Source organism: Sphingopyxis italica, assembly GCF_011926545.1.
GTDB lineage: Bacteria > Pseudomonadota > Alphaproteobacteria > Sphingomonadales > Sphingomonadaceae > Sphingopyxis > Sphingopyxis italica.
The window spans coordinates 399,034-422,145 of sequence record NZ_JAATIT010000002.1; the positions used below are offsets into that span (position 1 = coordinate 399,034).

Genomic DNA, 23,112 nt, shown 5'->3' on the forward strand with positions numbered 1-23,112 from the left:
AATTTTATATCGTTGCTGCCAATGGATAGGGTCGAAAACCCCCGACACGCAAGGGGGAAGAAAGGTCAGCGCGCCCTGAATTCGCGCGGCGCGACGAGCGACAGCGCGGGGCCGGTCACCCCGGCGATCATGTCGAGCCGCGATACCGTATCGGGGCCGAGCGCGAAGCCGCGGCCGAGTTCGATACGAAGCTCGTCATCGGTCAGCGGGTCGATCGTGGTGACGATGACGCGGCCCCGCGCATCGTCGCGCTTGACGAGCAGCCGCGCCATTTCCTCGATCGCCGTGGGCATGTCGACGCGGCAGGTCAGCTGGAGCGCCGCGGTCGCGGCCATATCGGCCAGCGACTGCGCACCGCGCACCGTCACCCGCGGCGTTTCCTCGCCTTCGAGCAGATCGAGTTCGACCGACAGCATCGCGCAGCCGCCGTCGGCCGCCAGCGTCTCGAGCGTTTTGCCGGCGATTTCGTCGAAGCAGCTCGACTGAAACTGGCCGCTGCGATCCGACAGGGTGAGGTTGAGGAAGCGGTTGCCGCGCTGCGACACGCGCGGCCGCGCACTTTCGACCATCGCCGCCATCACCATCGGGATGCGCGTGCCGGGCGACATTTCGACATTGTCGCAGATGTCGCCATAGGACCGCGCGCCGCGCGCCGAGACGATCGCTTCATATTGCTCGACCGGGTGCGACGAGAAATAGAAGCCGAAAGCGTCCTTCTCGCGCGTCATTCGCTCGGCCAGCGTCCACGGCTCGGCGGCGGGAAGCTGCAGCGCCGGCGCGATCGCTATGTCGCCGCCGAACAGACCGCCCTGCCCCGTCGAACGTTCGTGCGCCGAACTGTTGGCGCAGGCGAGCAGGCTTTCGGCACCGGCAAAGGCGCGCGGACGGTCGGGCTCGATACAATCGAACGCCCCCGCCCCCGCCAACGCTTCGATCTGCCGGCGGTTGAGCAGCTTGGGATCGATACGGCTCGCGAAATCGTCGAGCGAGACGAAATCGCCCTTGGCGCGTTCGGCGACGAGCGCCTCCATCGCTTTCTCGCCCACGCCCTTGAGCGCGCCGAGCGCGTAACGCACCGTCAGTCCTTCATCCCCGCGCCCGACCGAGAAATCGGCTTCGCTGTCGTTGACCGACGGCGGCGCGATCCCGACATTGAGCCGCCGCATGTCGTCGATGAAGATTGACAATTTATCGGTCTGGTGGCTGTCGAACGACATCGATGCGGCGAAGAATTCGTGCGGATAATGCGCCTTCAGCCATGCGGTCTGGTAGGACAGCAAGGCATAGGCGGCGGCGTGGCTCTTGTTGAAGCCATAGCCGGCGAACTTGTCGATCAAGTCGAAAAGCTCGTTCGCCGCCTTGGGCGTGATCTGATTATGCTCGCCGCAGCCCTTCACGAACGTCTCGCGCTGCGCGTCCATTTCGGCCTGGACCTTCTTGCCCATCGCGCGGCGCAAGAGGTCGGCGCCGCCGAGACTGTAGCCGGCCAGGATCTGCGCCGCCTGCATCACCTGTTCCTGATAGACGAAGATGCCGTATGTCTCGGCGAGGATGCCTTCGAGCAGCGGATGCGGATAGGCGATGGGCTCGCGTCCGTTCTTGCGCGCGCCGAACAGCGGAATATTGTCCATCGGCCCGGGGCGATAGAGCGCGACGAGCGCGATGATGTCGCCGAAATTGGTCGGTTTCACCGCTGACAGTGTGCGCCGCATGCCTTCGGATTCGAGCTGGAACACCCCGACCGTCTCGCCGCGCTGGAGGAGGGCATAGACTTCCTCATCATCCCACGCGAGCGCGTCGAGATCGACGTCGACCCCGCGCAGCGCGAGCAGACGCCGCGCTTCCTTCAGCACCGACAGTGTCTTGAGGCCGAGGAAGTCGAATTTCACCAGCCCAGCGGTCTCGACATATTTCATGTCGAACTGCGTCACCGGCATATCCGAACGCGGGTCGCGATAAAGCGGGACGAGCTGGTCGAGCGGCCGGTCGCCGATCACCACGCCCGCCGCGTGGGTCGAGCTGTGCCGTGGCAGACCTTCGAGCTGACGCGCCATGTCGAACAGGCGGCGCACCCCGTCGTCCTGCTTATATTCGGTCATCAGCTCGCTGACGCCGTTCAGCGCGCGCTCGAGTGTCCACGGATCGGTCGGATGGTTCGGCACCAGCTTCGCCAGCCGGTCGACCTGGCCATAGCTCATCTGGAGCACGCGGCCGGTATCTTTGAGCACCGCGCGCGCCTTCAGCTTTCCGAAGGTGATGATCTGCGCGACGGTGTCGCGGCCGTATTTTTCCTGCACATAGCGGATCACCTCGCCGCGCCGTGTTTCGCAGAAATCGATGTCGAAGTCGGGCATCGACACGCGCTCGGGGTTGAGGAAGCGTTCGAACAGCAAGCCCAATTTGAGCGGATCGAGGTCGGTGATCGTCAGCGCCCATGCGACGACGCTCCCCGCGCCCGAACCGCGCCCCGGCCCCACCGGAATATCATGCGTCTTCGCCCATTTGATAAAGTCGGCAACGATCAGGAAATATCCTGGGAAGCCCATCTGGACGATAACCCCGACCTCGAAATCGAGCCGCTCGACATAGGTCTGGCGCTCCTCGTCGGTCATGTCGGGATAATGCGCGAGCCGCGCGTCGAGTCCGTCGCGCGCATCCTGCGCCAGCTGCGCCGCCTCGCCCTCGCGGTCGCCCGCAAGGCTCGGCAGGATCGGCTTGCGCTTCGGCGCCATGAACGCGCAACGTTGCGCGACGACGAGCGTGTTGTGGATCGCCTCGGGCAAGTCCGAGAAAGCGTCCTCCATCGCCTCGGCGGGTTTCAGCCAGGCTTCAGGGCTCGATACGCGGCGATCCTCGCTTTCGACATAGGCCGACTGCGCGATGCACAGCATCGCATCGTGCGCGGCGTGAAAATTCGGCTCGACAAAATTGGCCGGGTTGGTCGCGACGATCGGCAGCGCGCGCGCATAGGCCATTTCGATCAGAGCATTCTCCGCCGCGATTTCGGTGGCATCGCCGCGCCGCGACAATTCGATATAGAGCCGTCCGCCGAACAGCGCCTCGAGCTGCTCGACATAATCCTCCGCCGCACTCTTCTGCTCGCCCGCCAGCAGCCGCGCCAGCGCGCCCTCGCCGCCGCCGGTCAGGCAGATCAGCCCGTCGGTCCTGCCCGCGATGTCGGTGAGGAGCACATGCGGATCCTGCTCGACCGGGCGGCCGAGATGCGCCGCCGAGACGAGCGCACACAGATTGTCATATCCCGCATCGTCCTGCGCATAGAGCGCGAGCCAATCGATCAGCGGCGCACCGTTCGCCAGCCGCTGCCCGGGCCGCGCGACGCTGAGCAAGGTCCCGACGATCGGCTGAACCCCCGCCGCCTTGCACGCCTCGCCAAAGGCCATGACGCCATAGAGCCCGTTGCGATCGGCCACCGCGATCGCCGGAAAGCCGCGGTCGCGCGCGGCCTTGGCGATCGCTTTCGGCTCGATCGCCCCTTCGAGCATCGTGTAGCTGGAAAAGACGCGCAGGGGGACAAAGGGGCTGTAGGCCATGGCGGGACGCTAGGCATATGTGACGATTCGGGGAAGGCCCGAATGATGATCGTCGCCCCCGCGAAGGCGGGGGCCGCTCTTGGCCTTACGCTATCTCTCCAGCGGCCCCCGCCTTTGCGGGGGCGACGGAGCTATTCCAACAGTTCTTCAATCTCTTTGCGCAATTGTTCGGGCTTCGTCGTCGGCGCATGTCGCGACACCGTCCTGCCCTCGCGGTCGACCAGGAATTTCGTGAAATTCCACTTGATCCCGCTACCGAGCAATCCGGTCTTTTCCTTCTTCAGATGCTTGAAGATCGGGTCGGCGTCGTCGCCGTTGACATCGATCTTCGCCATCACCGGAAAGGTCACATCATAGGTCAGCGAGCAGAAATTCGCGATCTCGTTCGCGTCGCCCGGCTCCTGCGCGCCGAACTGGTTGCACGGGAAGGCCAATATCTCGAACCCGCGATCCTTATAGTCGCCGTAGAGCTCCTCCAGCCCTTCATATTGCGGGGTGAAGCCGCATTTCGACGCGGTGTTGACGATCAGCAGCACTTTGCCGCGATAGTCGGCCAGCGACTGCATGTCCCCGCCGGGCAGCTTCGCCGAAAGATCGTAAAGTGCCATATCAGTCCCTTCCCCAATATTCCGCTCGCATCGAGCGAAGTAGAGATGCCCCTCGGCATATGCTGTCCCGATGGGTGTCTCGACTTCGCTCGACACGAACGGGAACAGGAGGAGTCTATGCCTCGATATGCCCTTCGTGCAAGCGCAGCACGCGGTCCATCTTCGCCGCCAATCGCTCATTATGCGTCGCCACCAGCGCCGCTGAGCCATGATCGCGCACCAGACTGACGAACTGGTCGAACACGCGGTCGGCGGTCGCCTCGTCGAGGTTGCCCGTCGGCTCGTCGGCGAGCACCAGCAAGGGACGGTTCGCCAGCGCGCGCGCGACCGCGACGCGCTGCTGCTCGCCGCCCGACAACTTGCTCGGCTTGTGATGCAATCGCTCGCCCAGCCCGAGCCGGCCGAGCAGGTCGGCCGCGCGCTCCTCGGCTTCCGCCTGCGCCGTGCCGCGGATGAGCTGCGGCAGCACGACATTCTCGATCGCGTTGAAATCGGGCAGCAAATGGTGGAACTGATAAACGAAGCCGATCTTCTCGCGCCGCGTCTTCGTCCGCTCGCCCTGTTCGAAGCGCGTGACATCCTCGCCGTCGATGCGGATCGTACCGCCGAATCCGCCTTCGAGCAGGCCGACCGCTTGCAGCATCGTCGACTTGCCCGACCCCGAGGGGCCGAGCAGCGCGACGATCTCCCCGCGCCGCAGCGACGCGTTGACCCCGCGCAGCACCTCGATCGTGACGTCGCCCTGCGTGAAGCTGCGCTTCAGGTCGACCAGTTCGAGCGCGACATCATTCATAACGCAGCACCTGCACGGGATCGGTATTCGCGGCCTTGTAGGCCGGATACAGCGTCGCGAGGAAGCTGAACACGATCACCATGATGACGATCGCGGTAATCTCCACCGGATCGGGCTTCGACGGTAATTCGGTAAGGAAACGGATCGACGGGTCCCACAAGGGCTGGCCGGTCAGAAACTCGACCCCGCGCAGCACCCCCTGCCGGAAATAGAGCAGCGAAAAGCCGACGATCATCCCCGCGATCGTTCCCGCAACGCCGATCGACAGTCCGATCGCCATGAAGATGCGCATCACCGCGTCGCGCGGCGCGCCCATCGTCCGCAATATCGCCATGTCGCGCGTCTTCGCGCGCACCAGCATGATCAGCGACGAGATGATGTTGAACGACGCGACGAGGATGATCAGCGACAGGATCACGAACATCGCGACACGCTCGATCGACAGCGCCTCGAACAGGCTCGCGTTCATCGACCGCCAGTCGGACACGACCGCCTTGGCAGCGAGTTTTTCGGCAAGCGGCTGCAATATCTCGCCGACCCGGTCGGGGTCCTCGGTCTTGACCTCGATCATCTGGACCTGGTCGCCGGTGAGCAGCAACAGCTGCGCATCCTCCATCGGCATGACGATATAGGCCTTGTCGAAATCATAGACGCCGATCTCGAAAATCGCCGACACGCGGTAGCTGATCTCGCGCGGCACCGTACCGAACGGCGTCGAGCGGCCTTGCGGATTGATGATCGTGACGTTCGACCCGACCTGGGCCCCCAGATTACGCGCCAGCTCGCTGCCGAGCGCGACATTGCCCGAACCCGCCGTCAGGCTGTTCAGACTGCCTTGGAGCACCTTACCGCCCAGCGTCTCGTTGCTCCGTATGTCCGGAACCGTCATGCCGCGCACGAGCACGCCTTCAACGCGCCCGCTGAAGGTTGCGAGCAAGGGCTGCTCGATCAGCGGCGTCGCCGACGTGACGCCCGGTGTCGCGCGCGCCTGCTTCAACACGTCCTGCCAATCGTCGATCCGCCCGCCAAAGCCCTGAACGACCGCGTGGCCGTTCAGCCCGACGATCTTTTCAAACAGGTCGCTGCGCACGCCGTTCATCACGCTCATCACTACCACGAGGGCCGCGACGCCCAGCATCACCGCGGTGAAGCTGAACGCCGCCGCGACGAAGATGAATCCTTCGCCGCGCTGCGGAAGCAAATAGCGTTTGAAGATGGTGCGTTCGTACGGACGCAGGATCATGGGAAGACCGGCCTTCGCGGCGCTTGGAAAAGGTCACGCATGGGAGCCGCTTTAGGCAGGTCAAACAGGGCTGGCAATGGCCGCCAGCATGACCTCAAATCCCAAATGATTTGCGATAATGTGTTGCCCATAGGTCACAGCGGCGCGCAAAATCAGGCCCAACAGGCCATGAGAGGGTGACAACGCGGCCCCCAAGACCTACCCCAAGGCTTCTGGTTCAACGCGGCCCAAAGGCCCGGATCCAGGGAGTGTAGGCCTTTCGCCAGGCCTGCAACAAGGGGGATGGCGATGTTCGTCACAGGCGCCCGGGTCTCGGCAACGAGGCCCGGGCGTTGTGATTCTCGCGCGACCTTACGGTAAGACGGTAATAGGGCGCACCGACATGCCATTGCCGTTACTGGCTTCCGTGGAGTCATTGTTTTCTAACGTTTTCAACCCGCCGTAATACGAATTGGTGAGTGGCCTCGCGTGTCCTCGTGTATGCGTCACGCTGCCCCGCAGCCTGAGCTGCCTGAACAAGAAATCGCGCTCCAGCGGAACTGCGGAAATCATCACGAACAAAATGTTTTCGTGCCTTATCTCCATAGATCGTAAGCGGACGAAGAAGCGCATCCATCTCGCCGTCCGCTGATGCCCGCAGACTCGCACATATATTGAAGGCGGAAACGAAAATTTGTGTTGCACGTTCACCGTCGGACGTCCCAAAATCTTCGTGGATATTGAGAGCCTTCCAATAACAAACCCAATAAGGCCGATAGATCGCTGCGGCATAATCGTGCTGCTCACGGAGCAATTCAGCCGGCGGTGAGAGCTCGACCGGCAGGCAGTTTCCAACGCTATCGCGACGGCAATCCAACTTTATTTCCGGCATGACCGCTGGTGCTGCTTCTGCGGCGGTAAGCAGGAGGAAGGAAACGAATATCATCTTAAGCTCCCGTCAAACGGGCTCCAATTCCGCCGAAGCCTAACTACCCCTCGCTCTCGCTGATATCCTCAAGCATCTCCGCATCGAGAACGCGCACCCGCCCTTGCTCGAGCGAGATCACCCCCGATTCCTCCCAGCTCTTGAGCTGGCGGTTGATATGCTCGCGACTCATGCCCGCGAAATTGCCAAGTTCGGTCTGGCTCAATTCAACGCGCTGCGACACCTCGACATCCTTGCGGATCAGCCGCTTGAGGTAGCGCGCAAGCCGCGGCCCCGAGGCATAGGCGCGGTCGCTCTCGATCGTCTGGTCGGCGGTGCGTAGCCGGCGCGCGAGCTGCTGCATCAGCGACCAGGTGAATTCTGGATGGCTCGCCGCGAAGTCCTTGAGCGCATTGCGCCCGAGCTGGAGCGCGCTTCCGGCGCTGGTCGCGGTCACCGACGCCGTCCGCTCGCCGCCGTCGAGCAGCGCGATCTCGCCCAGCACCGCGCCGGGCTCGGCATAAGCGAGCACGATCTCGCGCCCGCCCGAAGTCAGCATCGACACGCGCGCGGCGCCTTCGGTCAGGATCAGCATCATGTCGCCCGGGTCGCCCTGGACGAGCAATTCCTTGCCCTTGACGAAATTGACCTGCACCGCGCGGCTGACGATCTCGGCCCAATCTTCGATCGAAAGCCCGGAAAAGATGCTGTCGGGGCCTTGCAGTTCGGCGAGTCTGGCGTGATCCATGCCCTTGGTCCCCTTTTCGAACGGTTAAACCAGCCGGCTCTGCTTTACCGCGGCTTCGATGAACCCCGCGAACAGCGGATGCGGATCGAACGGCTTCGATTTGAGTTCCGGGTGGAACTGCACCCCGATAAACCACGGATGGTCCGGGCGCTCAACGATTTCCGGCAGCATACCGTCAGGCGACATGCCCGAAAAGACGAGCCCGCCCTTCTCGAGGCTCTCGCGGTAGGCGCCATTGACCTCGTAACGATGGCGGTGGCGCTCGCTGATGTCGTTGGCGCCATAGATGCTCGCGACATGGCTGTTCGGCGACAGCTTCGCTTCATAAGCGCCGAGGCGCATCGTGCCGCCCAGATCGGTATCGGCGCCGCGCTTCTGCAAACCTTCGGCGCTCATCCATTCGGTGATCATGCCGACGACGGGCTCGTTCGTCTTGCCGAATTCGGTGCTCGACGCGTCAGCGATGCCGCTGGTGTTCCGCGCGCCCTCGATGCACGCCATCTGCATGCCGAGGCAGATGCCGAAGAAGGGCACGCCGCGTTCGCGCGCGAAGCGCACGCTCGAAATCTTGCCCTCGGACCCGCGCTCGCCGAATCCGCCGGGGACGAGAATGCCGTGCAGCGGTTCGAGATTGGCGGCGAGATCCTCGTCGCGCTCGAACATTTCGGCGTCGAGCCAGCGGATGTTGACCTTGACGCGGTGCGCCATGCCGCCGTGGACCAGCGCTTCGTTCAGCGACTTATAGGCGTCGGGTAGCGACACATATTTGCCGACGACGCCGATCGTGACTTCGCCTTCGGGATGCTGCTTGCGGTCCATGATGTCGTACCAGCGCGACAGGTCGGGCGCGGGTGCGTCGTGGATGCCGAATGCGCGCAAGACCTCACTGTCGAGCCCCTCGCCATGATATTGGACCGGGACCGAATAGATGCTGTCGGCGTCGAGCGCGGGGATCACCGCTTCCTTGCGAACATTGCAGAAGAGCGCGATCTTGGCGCGCTCGGTCTCGGGCAGCGGCTTTTCACAGCGGCAAAGCAATATGTCGGGCTGGACGCCGAGCGACGCGAGTTCGCGCACGCTATGCTGCGTCGGTTTGGTCTTCAGTTCGCCCGCAGCGGCGATGTAGGGCACCAGCGTGACATGGACCGAGATCGCCTTTTCGCGTCCCTCTTCGTTTTTCAACTGGCGGATCGCCTCGATGAACGGCAGCGATTCGATATCGCCGACCGTGCCGCCGATCTCGCACAGCACGAAATCGAGGTCGTCGGTTTCGGCGCGCGCGAATTCCTTGATCGCATCGGTGACGTGCGGGACGACCTGCACCGTCGCGCCCAGATAGTCGCCGCGGCGTTCCTTGGCGATGATGCCCTGATAGATGCGGCCCGAGGTGACATTGTCGCTCTGCCGCGCCGCAACGCCGGTGAAGCGTTCATAATGGCCAAGGTCGAGGTCGGTCTCGGCCCCGTCGTCGGTCACATAGACCTCGCCATGCTGATAGGGCGACATCGTGCCCGGATCGACGTTCAGATAAGGATCGAACTTCCGGATACGGACACGATAGCCGCGCGCTTGCAACAAGGCTGCGAGGCTGGCCGCCATCAAACCTTTGCCAAGCGAGGAGACCACGCCGCCGGTGATAAAAATGAACCGCGCCATGGGAGGAAAGACTTACTCAACGGGAGGGGGACGGCGCAAGCCGTCGAATCGCTTGCCGCGGAAAATATTTCCGCCGGGCGGGTTTGGTCGGAGACCGAAGCCGCCGGTTATTTCTTGGCGGGCGGTGCCTGCGCGGGAGCCGGAGCGGCTTCCCGGCTTGCCGCCGCGGCGGCCGCAGCGGCCAGCGGATCGTCGCTCGCCGGGGCTGGCGCCGCATTTGCGGGCGCCTGCTGCGCGGGACCGGTCAGCGACGAGGAAGGCGCCGCGCCGCTCGTCTGCGCCGATTTCGACAGCGAGGTGTCGATCGTCGAACCGCCACGGCCGACCGAGGCCATCGCCGCTAGCAGGATCGACAGCGCGACGAAGGCCGTCGCGAGGACCGTTGTCGCCCGGGTCATGAAATCCGCCGCGCCGCGCGCCGACAGCAGGCCCGCGGGGCTGCCACCAACGCCCAGACCGCCACCTTCCGACTTCTGCATCAGGATGACGCCGATCATCACCGCGGCGACCAGCGCCTGCAGGACGAGTATGAAGGTGAAAAGGCTGGACATCATATTTTCCCGAACTCGCACGGCCTCACACGGACCGCGCTCGCGGCGCACATAGAGACGAAGCGGCTTCGCTTCAAGCCACTTGCCTGCCTCTCGTACCGTTCGTGTCGAGCGAAGTCGAGACACCCATCAGGATCGCGCCACGCCGAAGGCCATCTCGACTTCGCTCGATGCGAACGGGAAATGGAGCTTGGCTAGAGGCTGGCCGCCGCCGCCACGATCGGCACGAACTTCGCCGCCGTCAGGCTCGCCCCGCCGACCAGCGCGCCGTCGACGTCGCGCGCGCCAAGCAGTTCGGCCGCATTGTCGCCATTGACAGATCCGCCGTAGAGAATGCGCATTTCCTCCGCCGCATCGCCGAACCGCGCCGCGAGCGCCCCGCGGATCGCGCCGTGCATCGCCGCGACATCGGCAACCGTCGGCACCAGCCCCGTTCCGATCGCCCAGATCGGCTCATAGGCGATGGCGAGGCGCAAAGGATCGAAATCGTCCGGCACCGATCCCGCGATCTGCGACAGGACAAACTCGATCGCTCCACCCGATTCGCGCACCGCGCGCGGCTCGCCGACGCAGAGGATGACCGCCAATCCCGCCGCCAATCCCGCTTCTGCCTTGGCGCGCACGTCGGCGTCGCTTTCGCCGCAGCCTTCGCGCCGCTCGCTATGCCCGACGATCACGACGCGCGCGCCGATGTCGGCCAGCATCGGCGCCGCGACCGCCCCGGTAAAGGCGCCCGAGGCCGCGCTGTGGCAATCCTGCCCGCCGACCGCCCCGCCCGGCGCCGCGGCGACCATCGGGCCGATCAGCGTGAAGGGCGGGCAGATGGCGACATCGACACCTGGATGATCCGCCGCCGCGGCGAAGATCGCCTGCGCCTCGGCGAGCGCACCCGTCAAACCGTTCATCTTCCAGTTGCCGACCACATATTTGCGCCGCGCCATTTGCCTGTCTCTCCCACTGTTCGACCTTGTCCTCGCCCTAGCGGCGCGCAGGCGGCATAGGCAAGGCGTGTCGCACGGCCCATGAAAACCCCTTCCAGCCTTGATACCGTTCCGCCTCGCGCCTAAAGCAGCCCGCAATCGCGCCTGACCCGCGCCCTGCCGGAAAGAATGCCCTCTCCATGATTACCGCCATCCGCGCCATGTTTTCCTCGACGATCGGCAAATTCCTCGCCCTTGCCTTCGTGGTGCTCGTCGGGATCGCTTTTGCCTTGAGCGACGTTACCGGCAATTCGGCGTTCGGCGGGATGGGCGGCGCCAATGTCGCGAAAGTCGGCAGCGAAAATATCGGTGTCGGCGAACTGCGCGACCGCGTCCGTCAGACCTTTGATCAGGCGCGGCAGGACCAGCCCGGGCTGACGATGGCCGCCTTCGTCGAATCGGGCGGGCTCGACCAGGTGCTCGATCAGCTCGTCGAGGGCGCCGCCTTCGACCAGTTCGCGACCGAATTGGGCTTCGGAGTCAGCAAGCGGCTGATCGACGGCCGCATCGCCGACCTGCCCGCCTTTGCCGGCGTGTCGGGCAAGTTCGACCAGACGGTGTTCGAGAATTTCCTGCGCCAGAACGGCATAAGCGAAGCGCAGCTGCGCCAAGACTTGCGTCAGCAGCTCCTCGCCGAACAACTCGCCGCGCCGATCGCCCGGATGCCCCGCATCGCGCTCGGCATGGCGCAGCCCTATGCCGCGCTGCTCCTCGAACAGCGCCGCGGCCAGGCGACCTTCATCCCGGCCAGCCCCTTCGCGCCGACCGCCGATCCCGGCGACGCCGCGCTGCAGACCTTCCTGTCGCAGAACAAGACCAAATTCACCGTGCCCGAGCGCCGCGTGATCCAATATGCGCTGTTCGACAGCGCCGCGGTGCCGGTTCCCGCCGTCACCGACGCCGAAATCGCCAAGGTCTACAAGGACAATGCCGCGCAATATGCCGCGAGCGAAACGCGCCGTTTCGCGCAGGTTATCCTTCCCGATCAGGCGGCGGCCAACGCGCTCGCCGCCAAGGTTCGCGGCGGCACTTCGCTCGCCGTGGCGGCGCAGGCGGCGGGTCTTTCAGCCTCGACCACCGGCGACCTGACCGAATCGGCCTATGCCGCAACGACGACCGCCGCCGCGGCGAAAGCCGCCTTCGCGGCGCAGCGCGGCGATGTGGTCGGGCCGACGCAGACCGGCCTCGGCTGGACCGTCGCGCGCGTCGAGGACGTCACGGCCAAGCCCGCGCGCAGCCTCGCCCAGGCGAGCGAAGAAATTCGCACCGAACTCGCCAAGAACAAGGCGAATGAAGCCATCGTCGATTATTACAACGCGATCCAGGACGCCGTGAACGGCGGCGCGTCGATCGAGGAAGTCGCCGCCGACCGCAAGCTCCAGCTCGTCGAAACCCCCGCGCTGCTGCCAAGCGGCCAAGCGCCCGGCCAGCCCGCTTTCGTGCCCGCGCCCGAACTCGCGCCGCTCGTCGCGCAGGCCTTTCAGGCCGCAGGCGAAGGCGAAGGTCATATCGCGACGATCGTCGAGAATGAGAAATTCGCCGTCTATGCGGTGAAGTCGGTCGTCGCCGCGGCCCCCCCGCCCTTCGCGCAGATCCGCGCCGACCTGCTCAGCGAATGGCGCTTTGCCAAGGGGCAGAAGGTCGCCCGCGACAAGGCGCGCGCGATCGTGAAGGCGGTCGAGGGCGGCAAGAGCCTGAGCGAAGCGGTCGCCGCCGCCGGTCCGAACATCGGCAGCGTGCAGCCGATCGGCGGCCGCCGCGCCGAACTCGGCGCCGACGGCAAGCCCGTTCCGCCCGAACTCGCCCTTCTCTTCTCGATGGCGAAGAACAGCGTCAAGACGCTCGAAATCCCCGGCAATCGCGGCTGGATGGTCATCGCGCTCAACAACGTTCAGCGCCCTGATCCGAAAGCGATCGAGCCGCAGCGCGTCGCCGCGATCGCCCAGCCGCTCGCCCCGGCCTTCGGCAACGAGCTGATCGAACAGCTCGCCGCCGAGGCGAAGCGCCGCGTCGGCGTGACGATCAACAAGGATCTCGTCGCCCAGCTGCGCGCCGAACTCACCGGCAACGCGCCGGTCGTCGAATAAGGGTGAGCCTCGAAGGAAGAGCCGCCGCGCTCGATGCGCTGGCGCGGGGCCGCGGCGCAGTCGTCTGGCAGCGGCTGATCGCCGACATCGAAACCCCGGTTTCGGCGGCGCTCAAGCTCATCGAGCCGGGGCGCGGCGACTGGGTGCTCGAATCGGTCGAAAGCGGCGAGACGCGCGGGCGCTACAGCCTGATCGGGCTCGACCCCGACCTGATGTTCGAGGTCACCGGCGACGCGGCGCGCATCAACCGCGAATGGCGCCGCGACCGTGATGCCTTCGCGCCGCTCGAAACCGGCGCGCTGCAGGCGCTCCGCGATCTCGTCGCCGAGTGCCGCTTCGACGTGCCCGAAGGGCTGCCGAAAGCACTTGCGACGCTCGTCGGCTTCTTCGCTTACGAAACGATCGGCCTTGTCGAGCGCATCCCTCGCGCGCCGGGCGCCGGGCTCGGCCTGCCCGACATGATCTTCGTGCGCCCGACGGTGATCCTCGTCTTCGACCGCCTTGCCGACGAGCTGTTCCTGATCGCGCCGATCTGGCCCGACGCCGCCGCGCCGATCGACCGGATGATCGACGCCGCGCGCGATCGCCTCGACGACATCGCCGCGCGCCTGTCGAGCGCCAGCGCGCACGCCGACCGCGCCATCACCGACGCACAGCCCGCGGACATCACGGCGAATCCCGCCACCACGCCCGCGCGCTTCGCCGAAATGGTCGCCGCGGCGAAGGATTATATCGCGGCGGGCGATATCTTTCAGGTCGTGCTGTCGCAGCGTTTCTCGACCCCGTTCGACCTGTCGCCCTTCGACCTCTATCGCGCGCTCCGCCGCATCAACCCCTCGCCCTTCCTCTATTTCCTCGATCTGCCGGGCTTCGCGCTGATCGGCTCGTCGCCCGAAATCCTCGTCCGGGTACGCGACGGCGAGATCACCATCCGTCCGATCGCCGGGACCCGCCCGCGCGGCCGCACGAGCGCGGAGGATGTCGAGAATCGCGACAGCCTGCTCGCCGATCCCAAGGAACGCGCCGAGCATCTGATGCTGCTCGATCTCGGCCGCAACGACGTCGGCCGCGCGGCGATCGGCGGCAGCGTGAACGTCACCGACAGCTATACCGTCGAGTTCTACAGCCACGTCATGCACATCGTCTCGAACGTCGTCGGCCGCATCGCGCCCGGCAAGGACGCGATCGACGCGCTGTTCGCGGGCTTCCCCGCCGGCACCGTCAGCGGCGCGCCCAAGGTCCGCGCCTGCCAGATCATCGCCGAGCTCGAAGCCGATGCGCGCGGCGCCTATGCGGGCGGCGTCGGCTATTTCGCGCCCGACGGCAATATGGACAGCTGCATCGTGCTGCGCACCGCGATCGTCAAAGACGGCGAAATGCACGTCCAGGCCGGCGCCGGCATCGTTGCCGACAGCGATCCCGCCTATGAACAGCGCGAGTGCGAGGCGAAAGCCGGCGCCCTCTTCGCCGCCGCGCGCGAGGCGGTGCGGTTGGCGGGCACGCCGGGATATGGGCAATAGGCCGCGAGATTAGATACGTGGGTCGGCAGGATGGCGGCTAACGGCCGAAAAGCGGCGCTTGGTATCTCGTCACCCTGAACTTGTTTCAGGGTCCATGGCCCAGCCGTTTCCTTCGGCGCCGCGCGGGATTGGAGGTCAGGCCATGGATGCTGAAACAAGTTCAGCATGACGAAACTATACGACCGCCCCCACCCCTAAGCCGACACTCTCCTCAATCCACATCGCGAGCCGGCAAGCTCAAGGTAAACCGCGCCCCCTGCCCCGGCGCGCTGTCGACCGTCAGGTCGCCATCCATCGCCCGCGCCAGCCGGCGGGCGATATAGAGTCCGAGCCCCGATCCGCCACTATCGGTGCGCCCCAGCCGTTCGAATTTCTCGAACACCACCGCTTGCTGGTCGGCGTCGATCCCCTGCCCCTGATCGGCGACGGTCACCGTCGCGCGACCCCCTTCGCGGTCGACGCGGATCCATATCTGTGAATTTTCAGGTGAATAGCGGATCGCATTGCCGAGCAGGTTGAGCAGCACCTGCAGCACGCGGCGGAACTCGCCATACGCCGGAGCCCGGTCGTCGGTGCGCGGGGCATCGATGCGAATGCCCTTCTCCTCGGCCTTCATGCCGAGCAGACCGACCGCGCGACGCGCCAGATCGCCGAGATCGATTTCGTCGCGCGCCGCCTTGAACCCCGGACGCTCGATATTCTGGAGGTCGGCGAGGTCATCGACGAGACCGAGCAGATGGCGCCCAGCATGGGCGATGTCGCCGGCGTAGCGCGCATAATCGGCGCGGATCGGTCCGTCGAACTGCCCCGAAATCGTCTCCGCCGTCGCGATGATGCGGCTGAGCGGCCCGCGCAGCGCGCCGTCGATGCGGCGGCCGAACTGCGGGTCCGACAAAGGCAAGGACCCGAAGGCCGGGTCGACGAGCGCGCCGCCCGCCTTTTGATCGGCGGCGGGCTGCGCTTCGGCGGCGACCGCGCTGCCGCGAAAGCCGGTGAAGCGTCCGGTCGCATCGAACAGCGCTTCGCCGGCAAGAATCATTCCCGTCTGCGCCGCCCGGACCCGCTGGCCGTCGAAGCGCGCTTGTCGCGCCAGAGCGCGCAGGACCGGAAAGCGGCCGTCATCGTCGGGTTGCAGTTCGAACACTTCGGAAAGCGAGCACCCTTCCCAGCCTTCGGGCACGGGCGGCGCGTCGGGCGCGCGCCGCAGCGCGACGATGCGCAGTTGCTGATCGCATTCCCACGTCCAGCTTTGCGGCACCACCGCGCCTTCGGCAATCGGCGGCATCTGCGGCTGGACCAGTGGCCGCGTGCGCCAGTCGGTGATCTCGAGGCTCGCGCCATCGGCGTCGGGCGTGATGCGGACGAGCGCGTGAATGTCGCTATGGTCGTCGGCGGCATAGAGCGGACGGCTGATGTCGCGGTGCAGCCGCTGCGCGAGTGTGACGAGGCGCGCGAGATGTGGCAGCGCGAGCGGCTTGTCGAGCCCCGCTCCCGCGCGCTGTTGCAGGCGCAGCAGCGGCGCGTCGGCGCTCACCAGCGCGCCCGACCGGTCGATGCGGCCGCGGATGACGCGCTCGTTCACCGTGCGCGCTCCGCGCTTCGGAAATCAGGATGGTCGGCACCGTTTACCGCGCGCGCCGGCAGCATCACCAGCGACGCCTCGATCGGCGCAATCGCGATGTTATCGAGCCGCAGCGGTGCGAACAGCGGGGGCAGCGCCGCACTTTCGGCGGTCAGCAGCGCGAGCGCCATATCGTCGTAGCCGCGGCCGTGCGCCGCCGCGGCAAGTGCGAGCAGCGTCGGCCAATCGTGCCGCGCGATCGCCGCCGCCGCCGCCTCGCCCGCATCCGTGCCCAGCGCGGCGAAATAGGCGCGGCCCGCGCCGGCGATCCCGCTTTCCGCCGCTTGCCGCTCGGTCTCGGCGCGCACCGCGTCGCCCAGTTCGGCGGCGCGCTTCGCGTCCCTGCTCACCTCGGCCAGCCGCCACGCGGCAATGTCGAGCAGAAGCGTGCGGAAAGTCTCGCTATCGAGGTCGGCGATCGCGATCGCCGGATTGCCGAGCGCATCGAACCGCCGGCGGTCGGCGATCTGCACCGCCAGATAGGCACGATCGAGGTCGGATAGGGTTTCACCGACCGCGGCCGCTTCGTCATTCACCGCTTCGGGCTCGGAAAGCAGCGGCGGCGGGCTGGTGCGCTGCGCCGACTGTTCGCGCCAGCGATGTTCCTCGGCGCGCGCGAAGCAGACGCCGGCCAGCCGCGTAGCAGAGGGCAGCCCGCCGCCCAGCCACTCGTGCCACAATGCGGCGGGGTCGATGGCGGGATCGAGCCGCGCCGCGACGTCGGCGACCATCCGCCGCGCGATCCCCAGCGACAAGGCGCGCTGTTCCTCGGTCAGCCGGCCCGCGGCGGGCGCGGCCAGATAATCCGCCAACTCGCGCAGGCGCGCCGACAACGTCGGCGACGGCGGGTCGATGCCGGGAGAGAAGACCGATTCACTCATGCGCGTCCGCCAATATCAGCATGACGTTAATAGGCCTTAAACCTTGAAGGTCTTTGTTTTACCGCGCTTCGGGGCGGCGCGCGAGCCTGAGCCAGAGCAGGATTTGGAACAAAGCGAGCAGCGGCAGGACCGCGAACATCAGCGGGGCGAAGCCGAACAGCAGCGCGGGCGCGAGCAATATCCACGCCTGATCGGCATCGGGCAGCAGCCAGTGAAAGCGCCGCCGCTCCCCCGAATCCTCGTAGAGCGACCGGGCGAGCAGAATCGTCGCGGCGAGGCACGGCGCGAGCGCGGCTTCAGAAAATGGCGGCATCCTGTGCCCCGGTCCGGCAAGCGACAGCAGCCACGGAAAAATGGCGAGCAGCACCCAGGCAAAGGTCCGGATGACATCGCGCGCGCGGTCCTGCGCCGCGCTTTCGGCGCGGAACGCCGACAGGAAGCGCATCGCGGCCAGCCCCAGCCCGCCGAGGATCGCGACGAGCGCCCCCGCCGCCGCGAGGCCGCTTGCCGCGAGCAACGCGACCGCCACCCACAAGAGGGCGGTGACATGCGGCAGGTAACGCGCGGTCGCGGGCGACTTGACGAGCAGCGGACCCGCCAGCCGGATGATCGGCATCATAATCGCCGAGCGCCCCAGCCCCATGCCGCCATATTCGATCCTTTGCAGGCTCGATTGCTCGATCAGCGCCGCGGTCGGACGATCGGCGACGATCGCGATTTCGCCCTGTTCGAACAGCGCGGGCTCGCAATAGAGCCGCCGCGCGCCCGCCTGCACCGCGAGGCGCAGCAGAGTCAGCATCATGTCCCATTCGCCGGGCATCGCCGCGAGTTCGGCGACCATCGGCTGCGAGATCGAGGCAAGCCCGCCCCAGCGCCGCGTCGCGTCGATCCGCTCGAACCCCTGCGTCAGCATCGTGTCGCCGGTGACGAGGATCGCGGGCGAACCGGGCTTCGCGATCGCCGCATAATGAGTCCCGCCCGCGCGCAGCCCGTCGGCGACAAGGATGATCCGGTCGTCGCCCTCGACCAGCGGGACGAGGTCGCTCGCCGTGCGCACCGGCGTCACCTTCATTCCCCGGCGGCGGATGCGATCGCACGCCGCGAGCAATTCGCCCGGCACCGCGCCGACCGCGACCGCGATATGCGCCACCCCGACATCGGCCAGGCGCGCCGCCTGACGCTCGATCAGCGTCTCGCCGGCGACGGTGACGAGCGCACGCAACGACCCGTCGGGCAGCGTTTCGGAAGCGCCGACCAGCGCGATCAGGGCCATCGGCGCCAGCTTTTCTCGGCAGCGGTCATCGCGGTGAAGCTTTAGGGCCGATGAAGCGATTGGCAAGCCCCGCCATGCGCCGCGATGACGTCACGCCTTCACCTTGGTTTATCGCGCGTTCCCCGCCTTTTCCGCCCGCAAAAAAATCCCGGCAAAAGGACCGAATCGCTGGCCTTTGCCGGCCCCATGGGCTAGACCAAATCCATCTCCCGAAAGAGCAGAAAAAGGCCGGGTCTTGACCGAAGAAAATACGTCTATGCCGCCGTCCGAGGACGGTGTTTCGCCGATCAACATCGTCGACGAAATGAAGACCTCATATCTCGATTACGCGATGAGCGTGATCGTCAGCCGCGCGCTCCCCGACGTGCGCGACGGTCTGAAACCGGTGCACCGCCGCATTCTTTATGCGGCGCAGGAAGGCGGCTTCGTTCCGGGACGTCCGTACAAGAAATCGGCGAAGATCGTCGGCGATGTGATGGGTAATTATCACCCGCACGGCGACAGCGCGATCTACGACGCGCTTGCGCGCATGACGCAGGACTGGTCGCTGCGCGTCCCGCTGATCGACGGTCAGGGCAATTTCGGCTCGATGGACCCCGATCCGCCGGCGTCGATGCGATACACCGAGGCACGCCTCGCCAAGACCGCGATGGTGCTGCTGAACGATCTCGACAAGGACACCGTCGACTTCCAGCCTAATTACGACGCGAGCCGCGACGAGCCGACGGTGCTCCCGGCGCGCTTCCCGAACCTGCTCGTCAATGGCGCGGGCGGCATCGCGGTCGGGATGGCGACCAATATTCCGCCGCACAACATCGGCGAAGTCATCGACGCGACGCTCGCGATGATCGACCGCCAACTCGAAGGCGGCCCGGCGGTCACGCTCGAGGAATTGATGGCGATCGTCCCCGGTCCCGATTTCCCGACCGGCGCGATGATGCTCGGCCAGGGCGGCGCCCGCAATGCCTATGCCACCGGCCGCGGCTCGATTATGATGCGCGCGACGCACATCATCGAAGAAGGCAGGAACGACCGCCAGTCGATTGTATTAACGTCGATTCCTTTCCAGGTCGGCAAGTCGGGCCTCGTCGAGAAGATCGCCGAGGCGGCGCGCGACAAGCGCATCGAGGGCGTCGCCGACATTCGCGACGAATCGAACCGCGAGGGTGTGCGCGTCGTCATCGAACTGAAGCGCGACGCGACCGCCGAGGTCGTGCTCAACCAGCTCTGGCGCCACACCCCGGCGCAGTCGAGTTTTCCTGCCAACATGCTCGCGATCCGCGGTGGCCGTCCCGAAATGATGGGGCTGCAGGACATTCTCACCGCCTTCATCACCTTCCGCGAGGAAGTGATCACGCGCCGCTGCAAGTTCGAACTCGCCAAGGCACGCGACCGCGCGCACATCTTGCTCGGCCTCGTCGTCGCAGTCAGCAATCTCGACGAAGTCGTCCGCATCATCCGCGGGTCGAACAGCCCTGCGGCCGCCCGCGAAGCGCTGCTCGCGCGCGAATGGCCGATCGGCGAGATCGCTCCCTATATTCGCCTTGTCGAAGCGATCGAAGGCGAGATGGAGGAAAGCGCCACTTATCGCCTCTCCGAAATCCAGGTGAAGGCGATCCTCGACCTCCGCCTCCACCGCCTCACCGCGCTCGGCCGCGATGAAATCGGCAAGGAACTCGGTGAGTTGGCGGCCGAGATTGAGGAACTGCTTTCGATTCTTGCCGACCGCGTCAAACTCTATGGCGTGATGCGCGAAGAGCTGGTCGCGGTGCGCGACGAATTCGCGACTCCGCGCAGGACGCTCGTCGCGCCCGCCGCCGACGGTATCGACGACGAGGACCTCATCGAACGCGAGGAGATGGTCGTCACCGTCACCCTCGACGGCTATATCAAGCGCACCCCGCTCGACACCTTCCGAGCCCAGCGCCGCGGCGGCAAGGGCCGCGCCGGCATGGCGACCAAGGACGAGGATGTCGTCACCGAGCTGTTCGTCACCTCGACGCACACGCCGGTGCTCTTCTTCTCGACCGTGGGCAAGGTCTATCGCATGAAAGTGTGGCGCCTGCCCGAGGGCGGGCCCGCAACGCGCGGCCGCCCGATGATCAACCTCCTGCCGCTCGCCCAGGGCGAGACGATCTCGACCGTGCTGCCGCTGCCCGAGGACGAGGCCGAATGGGGCAAGCTGCACGTCATGTTCGCAACCGCGAAGGGCAGCGTGCGTCGTAACAGCATGGACGCATTCACCAACGTGCCCTCGAACGGCAAGATCGCGATGAAATTCGAGGGCGAGGACGAGGACGACCGCCTGATCGGCGTCGCGCTGCTCGACGAAAGCGACGACGTGCTGCTCGCGACGCGCCAGGGCAAGGCGATCCGCTTCGCCGGCGACGACGTCCGCGAGTTCCAGAGCCGCAATTCGACCGGTGTGCGCGGGATGAGGCTTGCCGACGGCGATGCGGTGATCTCGCTCTCGATCCTGCACCGCGTCGGCACCAGCAGCGACGAGCGCGAAGCCTATCTGCGCGCCGCGCCGTGGAAGGACAATGAGAATGAGCCGACGCTGCCCGGCGAGCGCATGGCCGAACTCGCCGCAAGCGAGCAATTCATCCTCACCGTCTGCGCCAATGGCTATGGCAAGATCTCGTCGGCCTATGAATATCGCCGCACCGGTCGCGGCGGTCAGGGGATCACCAATATCGACAATATCGCCCGCAACGGCCCCGTCGTCGCGAGCTTTCCCGCCACCAAGGCGCATCAGTTGATGCTCGTCACCGATCAGGCGAAGCTGATTCGCATGGGCCTCGATTCGATGCGCGTCATCGGCCGCGGCAGCGCGGGCGTGCGCCTGTTCGACGTCGCGAACAACGAGCATGTCGTCTCGGCAGCCCTGATCGAGGAAGGCGACGAGGAAGCGGTGGAAGGCAGTGAGGAAGCCGCGGCCGAAACGCCCGCGACGGAAACGCCGTCCGAATGACCCCCGCGACGGCCTTCAAGGTGCTGACCCAACAGCAGTGGGCCGATTTCGAACGCGAACGCGTGTTCCGCGGCGCGCCGGTGGACATCGCCGACGGCTATATCCACCTCTCGACCGCCGAGCAGCTCGATACGACGATCGCCAAATATTTCGCCGGGCAAGACGGCCTAATGATCGCCGAGGTGGACCTGATCCAACTCGGCGACGCGGTTCGCTGGGAGCCCGCGCGCGACGGCGACCTCTTCCCGCACATCTATGCGGAACTGCCTATCCACGCGGTGGTGAGCCTGCAAAGACACGATTGATTCCCAAAGGCCCGTTCCTCCACAGCACCGCCTTGCGATGCGAATGACCGTTTTGGGGTGATGAGCTGTCATAGCCCTCTCCCCTTCAGGGGAGAGGGGGCCGAAGCGATTCATGCCCCTCTCAACTGCGGCTAGCCGGACAAGCCGGCAAGCCTTCGTATCTCTCCCCTGAAGGGGAGAGAGCAATCGCGCTTCGGCCGCAACCGGTCGCAAACAGACGCTCTATAAACGTCGTCCCGATCAGCGCCGTCGCGCCTTCCACGCGCGCACCGCCGCCATCGTCTTTTCGACATGCGCCTGCGGCTTGCTGTCGGTGTAGCTCAGCAGGATCGTTCCGTTCGGCGCGATGACATAGGATGTCCGGTTCGACAGCATCGTCCCGTCTGCGCGGCGCATGGTCGAATCATATTTTTCCGCGACCTTCGCGCCCGGATCGGCGGCGACCGCGAATTTGTCGCGGCATTCGGACTTCGAAAACTCGGCGACGCGTTCGATATTGCCCGCGGTGACGCCGACGACGCGCGCGCCCAGCTTGGTGAAGTCGTCGCTCGCCTCGGCGAACAGATGCGCCTCGATCGTGCAACCCGGCGTAAAGGCGGCGGGGAAGAAATAGAGCACGACCGGCCCCTTCTTCAGCGTCTTTTGCAAGGAAAGGCTGAACGGCTTGCCGCCCTGCGCGGCGTTCAGCGTGAAATCGGGTGCCTTCGCCCCTTGCTGGAGCGCCGCGATGCCCTGCGGTGCGACAACGGCCAGCGACAGGCCACAACCAGCCGCCATCGCGAATTTTGCCAGGAATTTCATCAGCGGCCTCCACCACGAACAGCGGCACTCTCTTCCGCCGGGGGACACTCTACTGTCTTATTCGCAGACCGCAATCGGTCGACCGGCCGACGCCGTGCCGCACGAACCGTGGCTCGCGCGGCGCAAGCGTCGGCCGGCGCCCCCGCCCGTCAGCAGCGGCGGCCGCCCCGATCGATCTCGCGCCCGATCAGCGCGCCGGCGGCGCCGCCGATGATCGTGCCGGGAAGGCGGTCGCCATAACGGTCGACCTCGCGGCCGAGCAAAGCGCCCGCGGCACCCCCGACGATCAGCCCCGTCGTTCCGCTACCGCGCCGGCAATAATAGCGGCGGTCGCGATGATGGTTGCGCCGGTAATCGCGGCGATCCCGGCGATAGTCACGCCGGTAATCGCGACGATGGTCGCGGCGGTAATCGCGATAGTCACCGCGGTCGCCATAATAGCCATGGCGGTGATGGCGGTCGCGCGCATCGGCTTCGGCGGGCAGTGCCGTGAGCGCGCTGGCGCCGATCAACGCCGCCAACGCCAATTTCTTGAACAGGAACATCTGTCTTCTCCGTCTTGCCCCCGCAGATCAGATTAGGGCCGCAAAGATGGCGGCTGGCTGAACTGCCGAAG

General features: G+C 65.9%; 18 protein-coding genes. 4 read left to right on the forward strand and 14 right to left on the reverse strand.

Features of this window, described 5'->3' with window-relative positions; all coding sequences use genetic code 11:
* Positions 1 to 65: 65 nt before the first annotated feature.
* From dnaE to tpiA, 9 genes are all read right to left on the reverse strand, one after another.
* Positions 66 to 3,551, reverse strand: a complete 3,486-nt coding sequence (gene dnaE / locus GGR90_RS09600) for a DNA polymerase III subunit alpha (RefSeq protein ID WP_167921209.1) — start codon at positions 3,549 to 3,551, stop codon at positions 66 to 68.
* Positions 3,552 to 3,682: 131 nt separating this feature from the next.
* Positions 3,683 to 4,159, reverse strand: coding sequence for a glutathione peroxidase (locus GGR90_RS09605; RefSeq protein WP_167921210.1), 477 nt, complete (start codon positions 4,157 to 4,159; stop codon positions 3,683 to 3,685).
* 115 nt (positions 4,160 to 4,274) lie between these two features.
* On the reverse strand, positions 4,275 to 4,952 hold the full coding sequence (locus tag GGR90_RS09610; RefSeq protein ID WP_167921211.1) for an ABC transporter ATP-binding protein: 678 nt from the start codon (positions 4,950 to 4,952) through the stop codon (positions 4,275 to 4,277).
* Complete coding sequence (locus GGR90_RS09615; RefSeq protein WP_167921212.1) at positions 4,945 to 6,195, reverse strand: lipoprotein-releasing ABC transporter permease subunit; 1,251 nt, start codon at positions 6,193 to 6,195, stop codon at positions 4,945 to 4,947. Before GGR90_RS09615 ends, GGR90_RS09610 begins: the two co-directional genes overlap by 8 nt.
* A 412-nt stretch (positions 6,196 to 6,607) precedes the next feature.
* Complete coding sequence (locus GGR90_RS09620) at positions 6,608 to 7,120, reverse strand: hypothetical protein (RefSeq protein WP_167921213.1); 513 nt, start codon at positions 7,118 to 7,120, stop codon at positions 6,608 to 6,610.
* A 43-nt stretch (positions 7,121 to 7,163) separates the two neighbouring features.
* Positions 7,164 to 7,847, reverse strand: coding sequence for a Crp/Fnr family transcriptional regulator (locus GGR90_RS09625; protein WP_167921214.1), 684 nt, complete (start codon positions 7,845 to 7,847; stop codon positions 7,164 to 7,166).
* 24 nt (positions 7,848 to 7,871) lie between these two features.
* Entirely contained in the window at positions 7,872 to 9,503 is a 1,632-nt protein-coding gene (locus GGR90_RS09630) for a CTP synthase (RefSeq protein WP_167921215.1), read from the reverse strand.
* A gap of 107 nt (positions 9,504 to 9,610) precedes the next feature.
* Positions 9,611 to 10,057: a preprotein translocase subunit SecG gene (gene secG, locus GGR90_RS09635; RefSeq protein ID WP_167921216.1), complete on the reverse strand. Its 447-nt coding sequence runs from the start codon at positions 10,055 to 10,057 to the stop codon at positions 9,611 to 9,613.
* Positions 10,058 to 10,248: 191 nt separating this feature from the next.
* Positions 10,249 to 10,995: a triose-phosphate isomerase gene (gene tpiA, locus GGR90_RS09640; protein WP_167921217.1), complete on the reverse strand. Its 747-nt coding sequence runs from the start codon at positions 10,993 to 10,995 to the stop codon at positions 10,249 to 10,251.
* A gap of 179 nt (positions 10,996 to 11,174) precedes the next feature.
* On the opposite strand from tpiA, the gene GGR90_RS09645 reads away from it, so the two are divergent.
* On the forward strand, positions 11,175 to 13,121 hold the full coding sequence (locus GGR90_RS09645) for a peptidylprolyl isomerase (protein ID WP_167921218.1): 1,947 nt from the start codon (positions 11,175 to 11,177) through the stop codon (positions 13,119 to 13,121).
* A 2-nt stretch (positions 13,122 to 13,123) separates the two neighbouring features.
* Positions 13,124 to 14,641 carry an anthranilate synthase component I gene (gene trpE / locus GGR90_RS09650; protein ID WP_167921219.1) on the forward strand — a complete coding sequence of 506 codons (1,518 nt, stop codon included), beginning with the start codon at positions 13,124 to 13,126 and terminating at the stop codon, positions 14,639 to 14,641.
* A gap of 211 nt (positions 14,642 to 14,852) precedes the next feature.
* Here trpE and GGR90_RS09655 read toward each other — a convergent pair whose 3' ends face one another.
* The 3 genes from GGR90_RS09655 to GGR90_RS09665 are packed head-to-tail and all read right to left on the reverse strand — an operon-like array spanning position 14,853 to position 18,416.
* Positions 14,853 to 16,223: an ATP-binding protein gene (locus tag GGR90_RS09655; RefSeq protein ID WP_167921220.1), complete on the reverse strand. Its 1,371-nt coding sequence runs from the start codon at positions 16,221 to 16,223 to the stop codon at positions 14,853 to 14,855.
* A complete protein-coding gene (locus GGR90_RS09660) occupies positions 16,220 to 17,143 on the reverse strand; it encodes a hypothetical protein (protein ID WP_167921221.1) in 924 nt (307 codons plus the stop codon). Before GGR90_RS09660 ends, GGR90_RS09655 begins: the two co-directional genes overlap by 4 nt.
* Positions 17,144 to 17,201: 58 nt before the next feature.
* Positions 17,202 to 18,416 carry a hypothetical protein gene (locus GGR90_RS09665; RefSeq protein ID WP_167921222.1) on the reverse strand — a complete coding sequence of 405 codons (1,215 nt, stop codon included), beginning with the start codon at positions 18,414 to 18,416 and terminating at the stop codon, positions 17,202 to 17,204.
* A gap of 256 nt (positions 18,417 to 18,672) precedes the next feature.
* Between GGR90_RS09665 and gyrA the strand changes: the two genes are divergently transcribed.
* Positions 18,673 to 21,390 (forward strand): DNA gyrase subunit A, encoded by a 2,718-nt coding sequence (gene gyrA / locus GGR90_RS09670; RefSeq protein WP_167921223.1) that lies wholly within the window; start codon positions 18,673 to 18,675, stop codon positions 21,388 to 21,390.
* Positions 21,387 to 21,695: a DUF952 domain-containing protein gene (locus tag GGR90_RS09675; RefSeq protein ID WP_167921224.1), complete on the forward strand. Its 309-nt coding sequence runs from the start codon at positions 21,387 to 21,389 to the stop codon at positions 21,693 to 21,695. Before gyrA ends, GGR90_RS09675 begins: the two co-directional genes overlap by 4 nt.
* Before the next feature lie 240 nt (positions 21,696 to 21,935).
* Here the strand turns inward: GGR90_RS09675 and GGR90_RS09680 are convergent, their stop codons facing one another.
* Together GGR90_RS09680 and GGR90_RS09685 are read right to left on the reverse strand one after the other, a co-directional pair.
* A complete protein-coding gene (locus GGR90_RS09680) occupies positions 21,936 to 22,496 on the reverse strand; it encodes a peroxiredoxin (RefSeq protein WP_167921225.1) in 561 nt (186 codons plus the stop codon).
* A gap of 149 nt (positions 22,497 to 22,645) precedes the next feature.
* Positions 22,646 to 23,041: a glycine zipper 2TM domain-containing protein gene (locus GGR90_RS09685; RefSeq protein WP_167921226.1), complete on the reverse strand. Its 396-nt coding sequence runs from the start codon at positions 23,039 to 23,041 to the stop codon at positions 22,646 to 22,648.
* Positions 23,042 to 23,112: the final 71 nt, after the last annotated feature.